The organism is Acidobacteriota bacterium, from assembly GCA_039683095.1.
Lineage (GTDB): Bacteria > Acidobacteriota > Aminicenantia > Aminicenantales > Saccharicenantaceae > RBG-16-66-30.
On sequence record JBDKSB010000001.1, the window covers coordinates 41,182 to 55,414 of the forward strand.

General features: G+C 66.7%; 13 protein-coding genes. 7 read left to right on the top strand and 6 right to left on the bottom strand.

All coding sequences use genetic code 11. From position 1 onward, the window contains the following. The first annotated feature begins 19 nt into the window (after positions 1 to 19). Both ABFD52_00240 and ABFD52_00245 read left to right on the top strand, forming a co-directional pair. A complete protein-coding gene (locus ABFD52_00240; GenBank protein MEN6559188.1) occupies positions 20 to 1,537 on the top strand; it encodes a pitrilysin family protein in 1,518 nt (505 codons plus the stop codon). 10 nt (positions 1,538 to 1,547) lie between these two features. Continuing rightward, positions 1,548 to 3,008: a pitrilysin family protein gene (locus ABFD52_00245; protein MEN6559189.1), complete on the top strand. Its 1,461-nt coding sequence runs from the start codon at positions 1,548 to 1,550 to the stop codon at positions 3,006 to 3,008. 164 nt (positions 3,009 to 3,172) lie between these two features. Here ABFD52_00245 and aspS read toward each other — a convergent pair whose 3' ends face one another. Genes aspS through rlmB form a run of 4 tightly spaced genes read right to left on the bottom strand, consistent with a single transcriptional unit; the run spans position 3,173 to position 7,956 of the window. Then, complete coding sequence (gene aspS / locus ABFD52_00250) at positions 3,173 to 4,936, bottom strand: aspartate--tRNA ligase (GenBank protein MEN6559190.1); 1,764 nt, start codon at positions 4,934 to 4,936, stop codon at positions 3,173 to 3,175. 16 nt (positions 4,937 to 4,952) lie between these two features. After that, on the bottom strand, positions 4,953 to 6,218 hold the full coding sequence (gene hisS, locus ABFD52_00255; GenBank protein ID MEN6559191.1) for a histidine--tRNA ligase: 1,266 nt from the start codon (positions 6,216 to 6,218) through the stop codon (positions 4,953 to 4,955). Then, entirely contained in the window at positions 6,215 to 7,171 is a 957-nt protein-coding gene (locus tag ABFD52_00260) for an acetyl-CoA carboxylase carboxyltransferase subunit alpha (GenBank protein MEN6559192.1), read from the bottom strand. The genes hisS and ABFD52_00260 overlap by 4 nt, the downstream gene beginning before the upstream one ends. A gap of 38 nt (positions 7,172 to 7,209) precedes the next feature. Further along, entirely contained in the window at positions 7,210 to 7,956 is a 747-nt protein-coding gene (rlmB, locus tag ABFD52_00265; protein ID MEN6559193.1) for a 23S rRNA (guanosine(2251)-2'-O)-methyltransferase RlmB, read from the bottom strand. A gap of 81 nt (positions 7,957 to 8,037) precedes the next feature. Here rlmB and ABFD52_00270 point away from each other — a divergent pair, with 81 nt between their 5' ends. After that, on the top strand, positions 8,038 to 8,457 hold the full coding sequence (locus tag ABFD52_00270; GenBank protein MEN6559194.1) for a hypothetical protein: 420 nt from the start codon (positions 8,038 to 8,040) through the stop codon (positions 8,455 to 8,457). A gap of 9 nt (positions 8,458 to 8,466) precedes the next feature. After that, the gene (locus ABFD52_00275; GenBank protein MEN6559195.1) at positions 8,467 to 9,279 is read left to right on the top strand and encodes an undecaprenyl-diphosphate phosphatase; all 813 of its coding nucleotides are present in this window, start codon (positions 8,467 to 8,469) and stop codon (positions 9,277 to 9,279) included. 58 nt (positions 9,280 to 9,337) lie between these two features. Here ABFD52_00275 and ABFD52_00280 read toward each other — a convergent pair whose 3' ends face one another. Both ABFD52_00280 and ABFD52_00285 read right to left on the bottom strand, forming a co-directional pair. Further along, positions 9,338 to 9,988, bottom strand: coding sequence for a lysoplasmalogenase (locus tag ABFD52_00280; protein MEN6559196.1), 651 nt, complete (start codon positions 9,986 to 9,988; stop codon positions 9,338 to 9,340). Continuing rightward, on the bottom strand, positions 9,985 to 10,809 hold the full coding sequence (locus tag ABFD52_00285) for a thymidylate synthase (protein ID MEN6559197.1): 825 nt from the start codon (positions 10,807 to 10,809) through the stop codon (positions 9,985 to 9,987). The genes ABFD52_00280 and ABFD52_00285 overlap by 4 nt, the downstream gene beginning before the upstream one ends. Before the next feature lie 153 nt (positions 10,810 to 10,962). On the opposite strand from ABFD52_00285, the gene ABFD52_00290 reads away from it, so the two are divergent. From ABFD52_00290 to radC, 3 genes are all read left to right on the top strand, one after another. Further along, positions 10,963 to 11,460, top strand: a complete 498-nt coding sequence (locus tag ABFD52_00290; GenBank protein MEN6559198.1) for a methylated-DNA--[protein]-cysteine S-methyltransferase — start codon at positions 10,963 to 10,965, stop codon at positions 11,458 to 11,460. A 56-nt stretch (positions 11,461 to 11,516) separates the two neighbouring features. Further along, a complete protein-coding gene (locus ABFD52_00295) occupies positions 11,517 to 13,292 on the top strand; it encodes a long-chain fatty acid--CoA ligase (protein MEN6559199.1) in 1,776 nt (591 codons plus the stop codon). A gap of 85 nt (positions 13,293 to 13,377) precedes the next feature. After that, positions 13,378 to 14,127 carry a DNA repair protein RadC gene (gene radC, locus ABFD52_00300; protein ID MEN6559200.1) on the top strand — a complete coding sequence of 250 codons (750 nt, stop codon included), beginning with the start codon at positions 13,378 to 13,380 and terminating at the stop codon, positions 14,125 to 14,127. Positions 14,128 to 14,233 lie beyond the last annotated feature (106 nt).

Consider the following 14,233-nt stretch of genomic DNA (forward strand, 5'->3'; position numbering starts at 1 on the left):
TCCCCAGGAGGTGTCGGAGATGAACAAGCGCATCGTTGTCCTCGCCGCGGCCGCCTTCCTGCTCGCGGCCTTCGCCGCCGCCGCCGACGTGACCCTGAACGTCCAGGAGCACGTCCTCGCGAACGGCATGAAGATCCTCATGATCCCCAAGCCGGGCGTGCCCCGGGTCGTCTGCCACATCTACTTCAAGGTGGGTTCGATCAACGAGCGGCCGGGCATCACCGGCAGCGCCCACGTCCACGAGCACCTGATGTTCAAGGGCACCGAGGTCATGGGCGTCACGGATTATGCCGCGGAGTCCAAGATCGACGCCCGGATCGACGAGCTCATGGGCCTGGTCTACAAGGAGAAATACTGGAAGGCCGACGGCGACCAGGCCAAGATCGCCGCCTGGCAAAAAGAGGTCGACGATCTGGTCAAAGCCCAGAAAGCCTACATCATCAAGGACGACCTCTGGACGCAGTACATGAAGAACGGCGGCACCGGGCTCAACGCCTCGACCAGCCAGGAGACGACCGGCTACTACGTTACCCTGCCGTCCAACAAGGTCGAGCTCCAGATGCTCATGGAATCCGACCGGCTGATGAACGCCCGCTTCCGCGAGTTCTACTCCGAGAAGGACGTCATCATGGAGGAGCGCCGGTTGAGCGAGAACCAGCCCGGCTACTTCTTCAACGAGCAGGTCAACGCCGGGTTCTACACGGCCTCGCCCTACCACTGGGACGTCATCGGCTGGATGGACGACCTGAAGAAGATGACCAAAGAGGACCTGGTCGCGTTCCACAACACCTACTACGTCCCCAACAACGCCGTGGCTATCTACGTCGGCGACTTCGATCCGAAAGCGATCGTGGCCATGGCCGAAAAATATTTTGGGCGCATCCCCAAGGGCCCGGACCTCGAGCCCATCCGCGACGGCGAGCCGCCCCAGTACGGGGAAAAACGCTTTTACGGCGAGGGCCCGGCTCCCACCAGCCTGCAGATGATGTTCCACACGCCGCGCGACGGCGATCCGGATACGCCGGCCCTGTCCATCCTGGCCACCACGCTGGGTTCGGGCGGCGGCGGCTTCCGCGGCGGCATGGGCGGCGGGGGCGGCACGGGCCGCCTCTACAAGACGCTCGTCCGCGACAAGCAGCTGGCCGTCAGCGCCTCGGCCTCGAGCCGGCCCCAATGGTACGTCGGGGCCTTCCAGTTCCGGGCGACGCCGCGCGTCGACAAGGGCGTCAAGCCCGAGGACCTGGAGAAGGAGATCTGGGCCGAGATCGACAAGATCAAGAAGGACGGCCTGACGGAGGACGAGATCCAGAAGGCCAAGAACCAGGGCGAGGCCATGTTCGTCCGCAGCCTCGGCAGCGCCATGGGCCTGGCCAGCCGGGTCGGCCGGGCCGAGCTCATGCGCGGCTGGCGGGCCATCCTGACCGACCTCGACGCCCTCAAGCAGGTCACCAATGACGACATCAAGCGCGTCGCCGCCAAGTACCTCGTCAAGGACAACAGCCTGGCGGCGATCTACACCCGGAAGTCGGGCCGGTAAGGAGGACGCCATGAACAGAAAGATCTTCGCCATCCTGGCCCTCACGCTCGTCTGCGCCGGACTCGGGCTGGCCCAGGCCAAGCACCCGTCCGAGCTCAAGTACCCGGCCCTCAAGTACGATCCGCCGGACCCGAAAGCGTTCAAGGTCGTCTACGCCGGCGGCCTGCGGGCCTATGTCCAGGAGGACAAGAGCCTGCCTCTCTTCAACATCACCGCGCTCGTCAACTGCGGCGATCTCTACGTCCCAAAAGATAAGACGGGGCTGGGCACCGTCCTCGGCGACCAGCTCATCAAGGGCGGCACCGCGGCCAAGGACGGCTCGGCCATCGAGGAGCGCATCGATTTTCTCGGCGGCACGCTGAGCTTCATGGTCGGAGAGCGGACCTCGACGCTGAGCCTCTCGGTCCTGTCGAAGGACCTCGACGAGGGCCTGGCCACGTTCTTCGACGTCCTTCGCAACCCGGCCTTCCGCGAGGAGCCCCTGAAGCTGGCCAAGGCCCGCTTCGTCGAACAGCTGCGGCAGGCCAACGACCAGCCGAGCCAGGTCCTCAACCGGGAGTACGAGCGGCTTCTCTACGGCGACAACGCCGTGACCTGGCAGCCGACCAAGGCCGTGTACGAAGGCCTCACGGCGGCCGACCTCAAGGCCTTCCACGCCAAATACTTCTCGCCGAAGAACGTCATCCTGGCCGTATCGGGCGACTTTTCCAAGGCCGCCCTCAAGGCCAAGATCGAGAAGCTCGCCGCCGGCTGGCAAGGCGGCGCCGCCTCGTTCCCGGCCCTGCCCAAGTCTTTCCCGTCGCCCGAGCCGGGCGTATATTTCGTCCAGAAGGCCATCAACCAGGGCTACATCAGCCTCGGTCACCTCGGGTTCGAGGACACGAATCCCGACTATTTCGCCGTCCAGGTCATGAACTTCATCCTCGGCGGCGGCAGCTTCACCTCGCGGATCACGACCAAGGTCCGCTCGGACGAGGGCCTGTCCTATAACCAGGGCAGCCGCTTCAACTTCCGCTGGGGCCTGCCGGGCACGTTCGCCGGTTACGTCCAGACGAAATCCGCCACGGTCGGCTACGCCATCTCCCTGATCCTGGCCGAGTTCGACCGCATCCGCAGGCAGCCCGTTACGGACGCCGAGATGGAGACGGCGGTCAACTACTACCTTGAAAGCTTCGCCGACAATTTCCAGTCGCCGCAGACGACCATGATGAATTTCGCCAATCTGGAGATGACCGGCAAGCCGGCGGACTACTACAAGACCTACCTCGCGAAGATCAAGGCCGTGACCAAAGCCCGGGTCCAGGAGGTGGCGACGAAATACATCCAGCCGCAGAAGATGGCGATCATGATCGTCGGCGACTGGGAGCCTTGCAACAAGGGCGGCGACAAGTGGCCCGGCCCGCTCGACAGGCTGGGCAAGGTCCACAGGGTCAGTCTGACCGACCCGATGACCGGACAGGAGATCAAGTGATCCGCATCAGCCTCGATTGACGCGCTAGCGCGGGAGGGCCGGGGGCGGGACGCTCCGCGGCCGGGCCCCGGCCTTCCCGCGCGGCGATCTTCGTATGTCCATCGTTATAGCGATTAGAAGTTCCCCGTCCGATAACGGCTGGCTGCCCGAGCCGGGCTGAAGATTCAGCCCTTGAGCTTCAGCCCCAGCTCGTCGAGCTGGCGCTGGTCCACCGCCGAGGGCGAGCCGGTCATCAGGTCGAGGGCCCCGGTCGTCTTGGGGAAGGGGATGACCTCGCGGATGGACTCTTCCCCGGCCAGAAACATGACCACGCGGTCGAAGCCGTGGGCGATGCCGCCGTGCGGCGGCGCGCCGTAGCTCAAGGCGTCGAGAAAATAGCCGAACTTCGTCTGCGTTTCTTCGTCCGTCAGTCCGAGGGCTTTGAAAATGCGGCGCTGGACGTCCATGTCGTGGATACGGATCGATCCTCCGCCGACCTCGACGCCGTTGAGGACGAGGTCGTAGGCCTTGGCCCGGACCCTGTCGGGGCTCGTCTCGAGAAGGGGCAGGTCCTCTTCGTAGGGCGAGGTGAAAGGGTGGTGCATGGAGACGAAGCGCTTCTCCTCCTCGCTCCAATCGAAGAGCGGGAAGTCCGTGACCCAGCAGAACTCGAGGCGGTCCTTGCGGGCGGCGTCCTCGATCGGCCAGGTCCGGCGGATCTCGCCGAGGGCCTTAAGAGCCGTGTCCTTCTTGTCGGCGACGAGCAGGGCCAGGTCGGCGTCCGCGCCGCCCAGGACAGCCCAGATCTTCTCGTAATCGGCCTCGGCCGTCTTGAGCGACGACTTCCAGCCGTCCTGCTTCTTGATCCAGATCAGGCCCTTGGCCCCGAGCTCCTTGGCCTTCTCGCCCAGCTTGTCGAGCTGGCCGCGCGAAAGGGCGCCTCCGCCAGGGATGAGCAGGCCCTTGATCTCGCCGCCGGCAGCGACGACGTTCTTCAGGATCTCGGACGAGCCCTCGCGTCCGAGGGCCGTCAGGTCGCGCATCTCGAGCGGCACGCGCAGGTCGGGCTTGTCCGAGCCGTACTTCTCCATGGCCTCGGCGTAGGGCAGCCGGCGGAACGGCCGCTCGACCTTCCGGCCGACGAGGCCGAAAAGCGCCTCCATCAGGCCCTCGTTCATGGCGAAGAAGTCGTCGAGGTCGACGAAGCTCGTCTCGATGTCGATCTGGGTGAACTCGAGCTGGCGGTCGGCCCGCAGGGCCTCGTCGCGAAAACAACGGACGATCTGGAAATAGCGGTCGCAGCCGGCGACCATCAGGGTCTGCTTGAACTGCTGGGGCGACTGGGGCAAAGCGTAGAACCGGCCCTTGAACATGCGGCTGGGGACCAGGAAGTCGCGGGCGCCCTCGGGCGTGGGGTTGGCCAGGATGGGCGTCTCGATCTCGAGGTAGCCGTGCCGGCTGAGGTAGTTCCTGGCGGCCAGAGCCGCCTCATGGCGGAGGCGGATATGGCGCTGCATGGTCGGCCGGCGCAGGTCGAGGTAGCGGTACTTCAGGCGCAGCTCCTCGGAGGCCTGGGGCGGATCGGCCACGACGAACGGCGGCACCTTGGACGCGGCGAAGACGCGGAACTCCGCGGCCTCGACCTCGACCTCGCCCGTGGCGATGTCCTTGTTGACGGAGGAGCGGCGGCGGACCCGGCCGCGCACGCCGACGACGAATTCGCCGCGGAGCTTCTTGGCCTCCTCGGCGAGTTCCGGCCGGTCGGATTGGAAGACGACCTGGGCCAGGCCCTCGCGGTCGCGCAGATCGACGAAGACGAGATGTCCCATGTCGCGGGTCTTGTGGACCCAGCCGCAGAGGACGACCTCGCGGCCCTCGTCGGCGGCCCGCAGGGCGCCGCAGTAATCCGTTCGTTTCAGGGGCGTGCCGGTCGGGTTCGAAGTGTTCATGGGGATCCCCGGGAGGTCAGCTTGGCCGGAGGAGCGCCAGCAGCTCCTCGCGGGGGCCGTCGACCTGGCGGCCCGTGGCCATATCTTTGAGGGCGAAGCGGCCGGACTTCATCTCGTTCTCGCCGACGATGAGGACCCAGTCCGCGCCAAGCTTGTTGGCCCGGCCGAAGTGGGCCTTCATGCCCCGGTCTTTGTATTCGACCAGGCACTCGACGCCGTTCGCCCGCAGCCAGCGGGCCAGCTCGAGGCCCGCCATCTTGGCCTCGTCGCCGAGGTAAGCGAGGTAGACCAGCTTCCTCTTCGGCGCGGCGATCTGGGCCATCGACAGGACCCGCTCGATGCCCATGGCGAAGCCGGTGCCGCAGATGTCCGGGCCGCCGAAATCCTTCATCATGTCGTCGTAGCGGCCGCCGCCGAGCAGGGCGTTCTGGGCGCCGAGGCCGGCCGAGACGATCTCGAAGGTCGTCTTGGTGTAGTAATCGAGGCCGCGGACGAGCCGCGGGTCGACCTTGTAAGGGATCTTGAGCGCGTCCAGGCAGGCCAGGAGCTTGCGGAAATGCTCCCGGCATTCCTCGCAGAGGTAGTCCTGGATGCTGGGGAAGGACGCGGCGATCTCCCGGCAGGCCTCGATCTTGCAGTCGAAGATGCGCAGGGGGTTGGTCTCGGCCTTGCGCTGGCAGTCGGGGCAGAGCTCCGACTTGCGCTTGGCGGCCGCCTCCCGCAGGGCGGCGCTGTAGGCCGGGCGGCAGGCCCGGCAGCCGACCGAGTTGACCAGCGTCTCGGTCCCGGCCACGCCGAGCTTGCGGAGCAGGGCGTGGGCCATCTCGATGATCTCGGCGTCGACGGCCGCGTCCTTCTCGCCGAAGACCTCGATGTCGACCTGGTGGAACTGGCGGTAGCGGCCCTTCTGGGGCTTGTCGTAGCGGAACATCGGGCCCATAAAGTAAAAGCGCAGTGGCGCGCCCTCGAGGTCGAGCCGGTGCTCGACGATGGCCCGGACGACCGAGGGCGTGTACTCGGGCCTCAGGGTCAGCGACCGGCCGCCCTTGTCGACGAAGGTGTACATCTCCTTGGTGACGACATCGGAGGTGGCCCCGCTGCCCTTCTCGAAGAGCTCCGTGGCCTCGAAAACGGGGGCCCGCAGCTCGCGGAAGCCGTAGAGCTCGAAGGTCGTGCGGGCCAGGGCCTCGAGGGCCTGCCACTTCTCGACCTCGCCGGGCAGGATATCGCGCGTGCCCTTGACGGCGGCGAGCTCTTTCTTGACCGCGGCGTCTTCGCTCACCGCTCTTCGAAGACCCCGATCTTGCGGATTTTCCTGTAGCGGGCGTCGAGCAGTTCCTCGACGGGCACGGCCTCGAACTTTTTCAGGGCCTGATAGATGGCCTTGTCGACGTTCTTGAAGGTCTGCTCGGGGTCGATATGGGCGCCGCCCGGCGGCTCGGGGATGATCCTGTCGATGATCCCGAGATCGAGGAGGGTCTGGGCCCGCAGGCCAAGGTTCTCGGCGGCCTCCTCGACGGCGTTCTGGTCCTTCCAGACGATGGCGGCGCAGCCCTCGGGGGAGATGACCGAGTAGAAGGAATGCTCGAGCATCATCAGCTGGTCGCCGTAGCCGATGCCGAGACCGCCGCCGCTGCCGCCCTCGCCGATGACGACGTTGATGATCGGCACCTTCAGCCGGGCGATGATCTTCAGGTTGTAGGCGATGGCCTCGGCCTGGCCGCGCTCCTCGGCCCCGATGCCGGGATAGGCCCCGGGGGTGTCGATGAAGGTGATGACCGGGAAGCCGAACTTCTCGGCCTCCTGCATGACCCGCAGGGCCTTGCGGTAGCCCTCCGGGTTGGCCTGGCCGAAGTTGCGTTCGATCCGGGCCCGGGTCGTCCGGCCTTTCTGGTGGCCGATGACGGCCGCCGTCCGGCCCTTGTAGAAGGCCAGGCCGGCCACAATGGCCGGGTCGTCGGCGAAGCGGCGGTCGCCGTGCATCTCCATGAAATCCTGGAAGAGGCAAGCGATGTAATCGAGGGTGTAGGGGCGCCTGGGGTGGCGGGCGATCTGGACGATGTTGATGGTCGAGAGCCGGGGCAGTATCTCGGCCCACTCCTTCTCGATCTCGGCGCGGAGGGCGGCGATCTTGTCCTTTCGGGCGAGGTCGTCCGTCTCGTTCAGGGCGTCGATCTGCTCCTTGAGGGAGACGATGCCCTTCTCGAGAGTATAAAACTCCAGCGCTCTGTCCATGTTCATCGCTCTCAACAGGTTAGGATAACGGGGCTATTCTATGGCCGCCGGGGGGCTAAGTCAAGGACGCCGCCCCGGCGCTGGCGGACGACCTCGAAGAAGAAAACGGCCGCGGCGGCGGCCACGTTCAGGGAGTTCACCTTGCCTGTCAGGGGGATGGCCAGGACCTTGTCGCAGGTCCGGCGGACCAGGGGACGGAGGCCCCTGCCCTCCGAGCCGAGGACGATGCCGACCGGCCCGGTGTAGTCGAAGGAGTACCAGGGCTCGTCCCCCGAGCCCTCCGCCCCGACGAGCCACAGGCCCTTGTCCTTGAGCTCCTCCATGGCCCGGACCAGGTTCGGCACCCGGGCCACGAGGAGGTGCTCGAGGGCGCCGGCCGAGACCGTATCGACCGTCTCCGTCAGCCCGGCCGAGCGGCGCTCCGGCAGGATCAGGCCGTCGGCCCCGGCTCCCTCGGCGCTGCGGACGATGGCCCCCAGGTTCTGCGGGTCCTCAACCTCGTCGAGGATGACGACGAAAGGCTTGGGAGAACGGGCCAGGATGTCCTCCAGGGAGGCGTAGCCCTTGGGCGCGACCTCGGCCATGACGCCCTGATGGCCGGGCGCGATCTGGTCCAGCCGCCGGGCGGGCACGAAGACCACGGGCACGCGCCGGGTCTTGGCTTCCCGGATGACCTCGCCGAGCCGGGCGTGGCCCCGCTCCTCCTGGACGAAGACCTTGTTGACCCGTTCCGGCGCGGACCGCAGGGCTTCGAGCAGGGGATTGATGCGGATGATCCTGTCCATGGCCAGCTCCGGCACCATTATACATTTGTTTCGGCCCGGCGCATCGGGTAAAATGAGCCCGAGAACAGGAGGATCCGGGACATGCCGAACAGCATCAAGACGACCAGGATCGCGTTCATCGTCGCCGCGGGGCTCGATTTCGCCGCGGCGGCCCTCCTCCTCTTCATCTTCTTCGCCGGCGCCGTCTTCATCGGCTGGGGCACGGAGCGGGCCGCGCTCCTGGGCAACGTCCTGCTCGGCGCGACCGGGATCATCCTGGCCGCGATCTTCGCCGCTTTCGGCATCATCGCCCTCGTTGTCGCGGCCGGGATCGCCAAGGGCCGGCCCTGGGCCCGGATCGCGGGCATCGTCCTGTCCGTACTCTATCTCGCCGCCGTCCCGGTCGGCACGATCATCGGTCTCGTCGCCCTGGCCGGTCTCCTCGGGCGGGACTCCCGCGACTGGTTCCTGGGCGGCCGTCCGGCCGCCGGCATCCCCCAGGTCCCGCCCGCTTCCGTCTGACCGCTTCCCATGGATTACCTTTATTCGCTTCTGGCCGGCGTCATCCAGGGCCTGACGGAGTTCCTGCCCGTTTCGAGCTCCGGGCACCTGGTGCTCATCCACGACATCCTCAAATTCGATTTCTTCGACAACGTCCTCTTCGACGTCGCGATGCACCTGGCGACGCTTGTCGCCCTGGTCGTCTATTTCCGCCGGGACATCGTCCGCCTCGTCCGGGGCTTCTTCGCCAGCCTGTCCCGCCGCGACCTGAGGAACGATCCGGACCAGCGCCTGCCCTGGCTCATCCTGCTGGCGATGGTTCCGGCCGTCGCCGTCGGCTACCTGCTCGAATCCTTCATCGGCGCCGTCCTGCGCCGGCCGGCCGTTGTGGCCGCCGCCCTGGCCTTGGTGGCCGGGCTCTTCTTCGCCGCCGAACGGTTCGCCGCGAAGACGAAGACGCTGGCCGGGATGACGGCCGCGGACGCGGCGGCCATCGGCGCCGCCCAGGCCGTGGCCTTCATCCCCGGCGTCTCCCGCTCGGGCATCACCATGGCGGCCGGCATGGGCCGGAAGCTGACCCGGACGGACGCGGCCCGCTTCTCGTTCCTTCTATCCATCCCGACGGTCTTCGGCGCGGCGGTCAAGAAGGGGCTCGAGATCGGCGCCGCCGGCGGGGCCGACTGGGCCGTTCTGGCAGTGGGATTCGTCGCCGCCCTGGCCAGCGGGATCCTGGCCATCCGCTTCTTCATGGGTTTCGTCGGCCGCCATTCCCTCCGTCCCTTCGCCTGGTACCGGCTGGCCCTCAGCGCCCTGGTGATCGTCTGGCTCCTGGCCAAAGGCTGATCCCCGGGCCTCGACGGCGGGAAGCACAGGGGGCAAACGACGCGGGCCGCGGGACGGCTCAGATCGAAAGCGCGATCAGGAGCTGGGCGGGGAAATACGTTCCGAGGATGATGACCCGGGCGGCCGGGACCTTCTTGCCGAACTTGTCATAGGCCAGGACCGAGTCGGAAACCAGGAAGAGCACGGCCCCGGCGAAGGCCAGGAGCGGTTTCGTGCCGCCCCGATAGACGAACCGGCCGGCCGCGAACCCGGCCATGGTCGTGATCGCCCCGACGTAAACGAGGACCGGCAGCTTCATCGGGCCGAGCCCGGGGGCCAGAAGGAAAAACATCAGCAGGCCATAGAGGACGAAGGACAGGAAGACCGCCGCCGGGACCGGCTGCCCCGGTTCCGGCCTGAAGGCCAGGACATACAGGGCTTGGGCGGCCAGGAAGGCTGCCAGCCCGGCCGTGAACCACTTGCCGGGGAACATCAGGGCGATGTCCCCCAGGAGCGAGCAGGCCAGCCCGGCCAGGATGAGGACCTTGTAGGCCGCCGGGGCGGGAGCCGGGGCGAGAGCGGCCACGGCGATGATCAGCCCCGTGGCCAGCGGCTTGGCGGCGTAATGGAGCCTTTTGCGCCCCCCGGCCAGGGACCACGCGGCCAGGGCCGCGGCGACGAGCGCGCAGGCCGGCAGGATCATGATCCGGAGCGTCGCCGCCGCGTTCATTTCCCCGCTTCCCGTTCCTGACGCAGGCGCTCGCGGGCTTCCTCGAACATGGGCTCGGCGTAGGCGCTGGGCCAGGTCCGGTCCCCGAACGAACGTCTCTCGACCATCTTCAGGAAGCCCTCGAACTCGCGGAAGTACGAGCCGTAGATGTGAAAGCTGTCGACCAGGTCGGCGTAGCGGCCGACCCGGACGGCTCGCCCGGCCTTCGCGGCGACGCGGCCGGCCACGACGCGCTGGAGGTCGGTCAGGGCGAAGACGTTCATGTAGGCGGCCTTGTAGGCGTCGCGGGACCGCCAATGGGCGTTCATGTTGAGGACGAGCTCTCCCCGGTCGTCCTCGAGCATGCGGAACCAGAGCCGCTGCAGGCAGGGCGGATCCTCGGTCGGCGCGTCGAGCTTGGGATTCCAGGTGATGGCCTGGGCCCGGCGGGTGTGGCCCGTCCGCGACAGCCGGTCGACGGCCGCGGCGATCTGGTCGATCGTCCGGCCCTCGATGTCGTAGGCGAAGAGCCGCTTGTGGTAGGTGTAGGTCCACTTGCCCTCTTCCGGCGAGATCCAATGGTCGTGGATGCCGTCGACGACCTCCTGGCGGTAGATCTCGAGGTCCTCCAGGCCGCCCGGGAAGGCCCGGTGGATGCGCGGCTCGGCGAAGGGGTCCTCGACCGTCCAGAGCATGGTGCAGTCCCGGCTGGGCGGGTCGCCGGGCTTGTCGTACTCGGTCTGGATGGGGACGCCCTCATTCCAACAGGCCAGGACGGCCTTTTCCCAGGCTTCCGGAAGGGTACGTCCGGAGACCGCCAGGGCCGGGATGTTTCCGTTCATGAGCTCACCTCGATCGTCTTCCCCGCTTTTAGCACACGGCGCCGGCCCCGTCAACGCGGCCGGGGGACCGGCGTCCCCGTTTTCCGTCCGGCCCCCCCGGCGGGATTGAAGGTCCGGCCGGAAAGTATTATTGTTATAAGGAAGGAGGCGGCTATGCCCGAATCCGACGCTTATAGGGCCCGTTATGAATCGCCCATCGGAACGATCGAGGTCGTGGGCACGGACGCCGGGGTTTCCGGCCTGAGCTTCGTCGACATCAAAGAAGAAAAGAACGACCGCCGGGCCGGTGGACGGCTGCCCGCCCCGCTCGCCGCCGCCCTGGCCCAGCTCGAAGGCTATTTCCGGGGCGACCGCAAGGTTTTCACCGTCAAGCTCGATCTTCGCGGGACCGACTTTCAGAAAATGGTCTGGTCCAAGCTCCTCCAGGTCGAATACGGCCGGACGACGACCTACGGGGCCTTGGCCGCGGCCGTCGGCCGGCCCGCGGCGGGCCGGGCCGTCGGCGGGGCCAACCACAGCAACCCCGTCTCGATCATCGTCCCCTGCCACCGGGTGGTCGGCAGCGACGGCCGCCTGACGGGCTACGGCGGCGGCCTGTGGCGGAAGGAATGGCTCCTCCGCCACGAAGGCCGGGACGGACTTTTCGTTTGACAGCCCCCGGCCGGAGCATAGAATAGAGTCCGCATCCGACAGGAAGGAGAATCCCGATGGTCGAAACCCTCAGCCAGCTTTTTCTCAACACGCTCAAGACGCACGTCCGGCCCGATCTCCTGGCTGCCAAGATCGACGGGGAATACGTCCCGATCTCGACCGAAGAGTACGGCCGCCGGGTCCGGCACCTGTCCCTGGGGCTGGCCGATCTCGGCCTGGGCGCCGGCGACAAGCTGATCCTTCTCTCCGAGAACCGCCCCGAATGGACGATCACGGACATGGCCGCCCTCTGCGCCGGAGCGATCACCGTGCCCATCTACACCTCGCTCATGCCGGAGCAGATCAAGTACATGATCAACGATTCGGACGCGAAGATCGTGGTCTGCTCCAATCGGAATCTCTGGCTCAAGGTCGAGGCCGTCCGGTCCGGGCTTCCCAAGGTCCGGCACTTTGTCCTCATGGACGAGGAGGGCCCTGAGGGCGTTCTCAGCCTGTCGGAGATCGCGGCCCGGGGCAAGACCGTCGAAGCCGCCGACCCGGGGCTGTTCGAGAAGCGGGCCCTGGCCATCAAGCCCGCCGACGTGGCTTCGATCATCTACACGTCGGGGACGACGGGCATCCCCAAGGGCGCCATGCTGACCCACGCCAATTTCGTGGCCAACACGAAGTCCCTGGACGCGGTGACGGACTTCAGCGACAAGGACACGATCCTGTCCTTCCTGCCGCTGTCCCACGTCCTCGAGCGGATGACGACCTTCTCCTTCCTCTACAAGGGCGCCGCGATCTATTACGCCGAGAGCATCGAGACCGTGGGCGAGAACCTGCTCGAGGTCCGGCCGACGATCATGATCAGCGTCCCCCGGGTCTTCGACAAGATCTACGCCAAGGTCATGGACAACGTCCTGGAGGGATCGGCCCTCAAGCGCAAGATCTTCTTTTGGGCCGTCGGCGTCGGCAAGAAGTACGGGGCCCGCCAGATCCGCCACCGGTCGATCCCGTGGGGGCTCGAGGTGCGGCGCGGCATCGCGGCCAAGCTTGTCTACGGCAAGATCATCGAGAAGACCGGCGGCCGGGTCCATTTCTTCGTCTCCGGGGGCGCGCCCCTGTCGGCCGACGTGGCCGAGTTCTTCTACGCCATCGGCATCACCATCCTCGAGGGCTACGGCCTGACCGAGACCTCGCCCGTCCTGGCCTGCAACACGTTCGACAGGATGAAATTCGGGACGGTCGGACCGCCGGTCCCAACCGTCGAGATCAAGATCGCCCCGGACGGAGAGATCTGGGCCAAGGGCCCCAACGTCATGAAGGGCTACTACAAGAGGGAGCAGGAGACGCGCGAGGCCTTCCAGGACGGCTGGTTCAAGACGGGCGACATCGGCCATATCGACGAGGACGGGCTGCTGGTCGTCACCGACCGGAAGAAGGACATCCTGGTCACGGCCGGCGGCAAGAACGTCGCCCCGCAGCCGATCGAGAACCTGCTCAAGACCAATCCCTACATCGAGACGGCGGTCGTGGTCGGCGGCGGCCGGAAGTTCATCTCGGCCCTGATCGTGCCGAAATTCGACAAGCTCGAAGCTTATGCCAGGGCCCAGGGCATCCCCTTCGCCGGCCGCAAGGAGCTGGTCGAGCGCGAGGAGATCCGGAGCTTCATGCTGGCCGAGGTCAACCGGGCTACGCCCAACCTGGCCTCCTACGAACGGATCAAGAAGATCGTCCTGCTCGACCACGACTTCGACCCCGACACCGAGATGACGCCGTCGCTCAAGGTCAAGCGTCACATCGTCGAGAAGGTCTTCAAGCCGCTGATCGACCTCCTGTATAAGGACTAGCAGGACTGCGGTTTCGGGCGCTCTCCCACTTTGTCGATCGTGCGATTAAATCGGCCTCTGCGTCGTCCCTTATAACAGGGACGTCATGAGCGACCAGGCGAGCGGGCCGGACAGGCCGGACGATCCTGCCCCCGACGGGGCCGGGCACCGGGACCGCCTGCGCCAGAAGTTCCTCAACGGCGGGCTGGCGGCCTTCCTGGACTACGAGATCGTCGAGCTGCTGCTGACCCTGGGGACGCCGCGGCGGGACTGCAAGAAGCCGGCCCGCGAGGCCCTCCGGGAATTCAAGACCTTCGGCGGCGTCCTCGAGGCCCGGCCGGAGGACCTCCAGCGCATCCCGGGCATCGGGGCCCGGAACGTCTTCGGCCTCAAGCTCATCCACGAGGTCTCCCGTCGCTTCCTCAAGGACAGGATGATGAGCCGGCCGGTCTGCCACTCCTCCCAGGAGGTCCATGATTACCTCTGCCACGCCCTGCGCGACCTCAAGACAGAGCGCTTCAAGGTCATCTTCCTCGACCCCAAGAACCAGGTCATCGAGGAGAGGACCCTGTTCGAGGGCACGGTCGACTCGAGCGCCGTCTACCCGCGGGAGGTCATCCGGGACGCCCTGCGCTACGAGGCTTCGGCCCTCATCTTCGCCCACAACCACCCCTCCGGCGATCCGGAGCCTTCGCTCTGCGACCGGGAGGTCACCCGGGACCTCGTCTTCGCCGCCCGGGTGGTCCAGATCAAGGTCCTCGACCACATCATCATCGGCCACAACCGCTACTTCAGCTTCGCCGACCAGGGGCTGATCGACGACTACGACCTGATGTTCAACGGCCTCCCGCGATGACCACGATTCATGAAAGCGCCGGCCTTCTCCACGGATCAACAAGACCGAGACCGGCGTTTCACCCTGCGGGCAAGCCGGTCCGGCCGCATCCGCTTCGCTGCAGAGG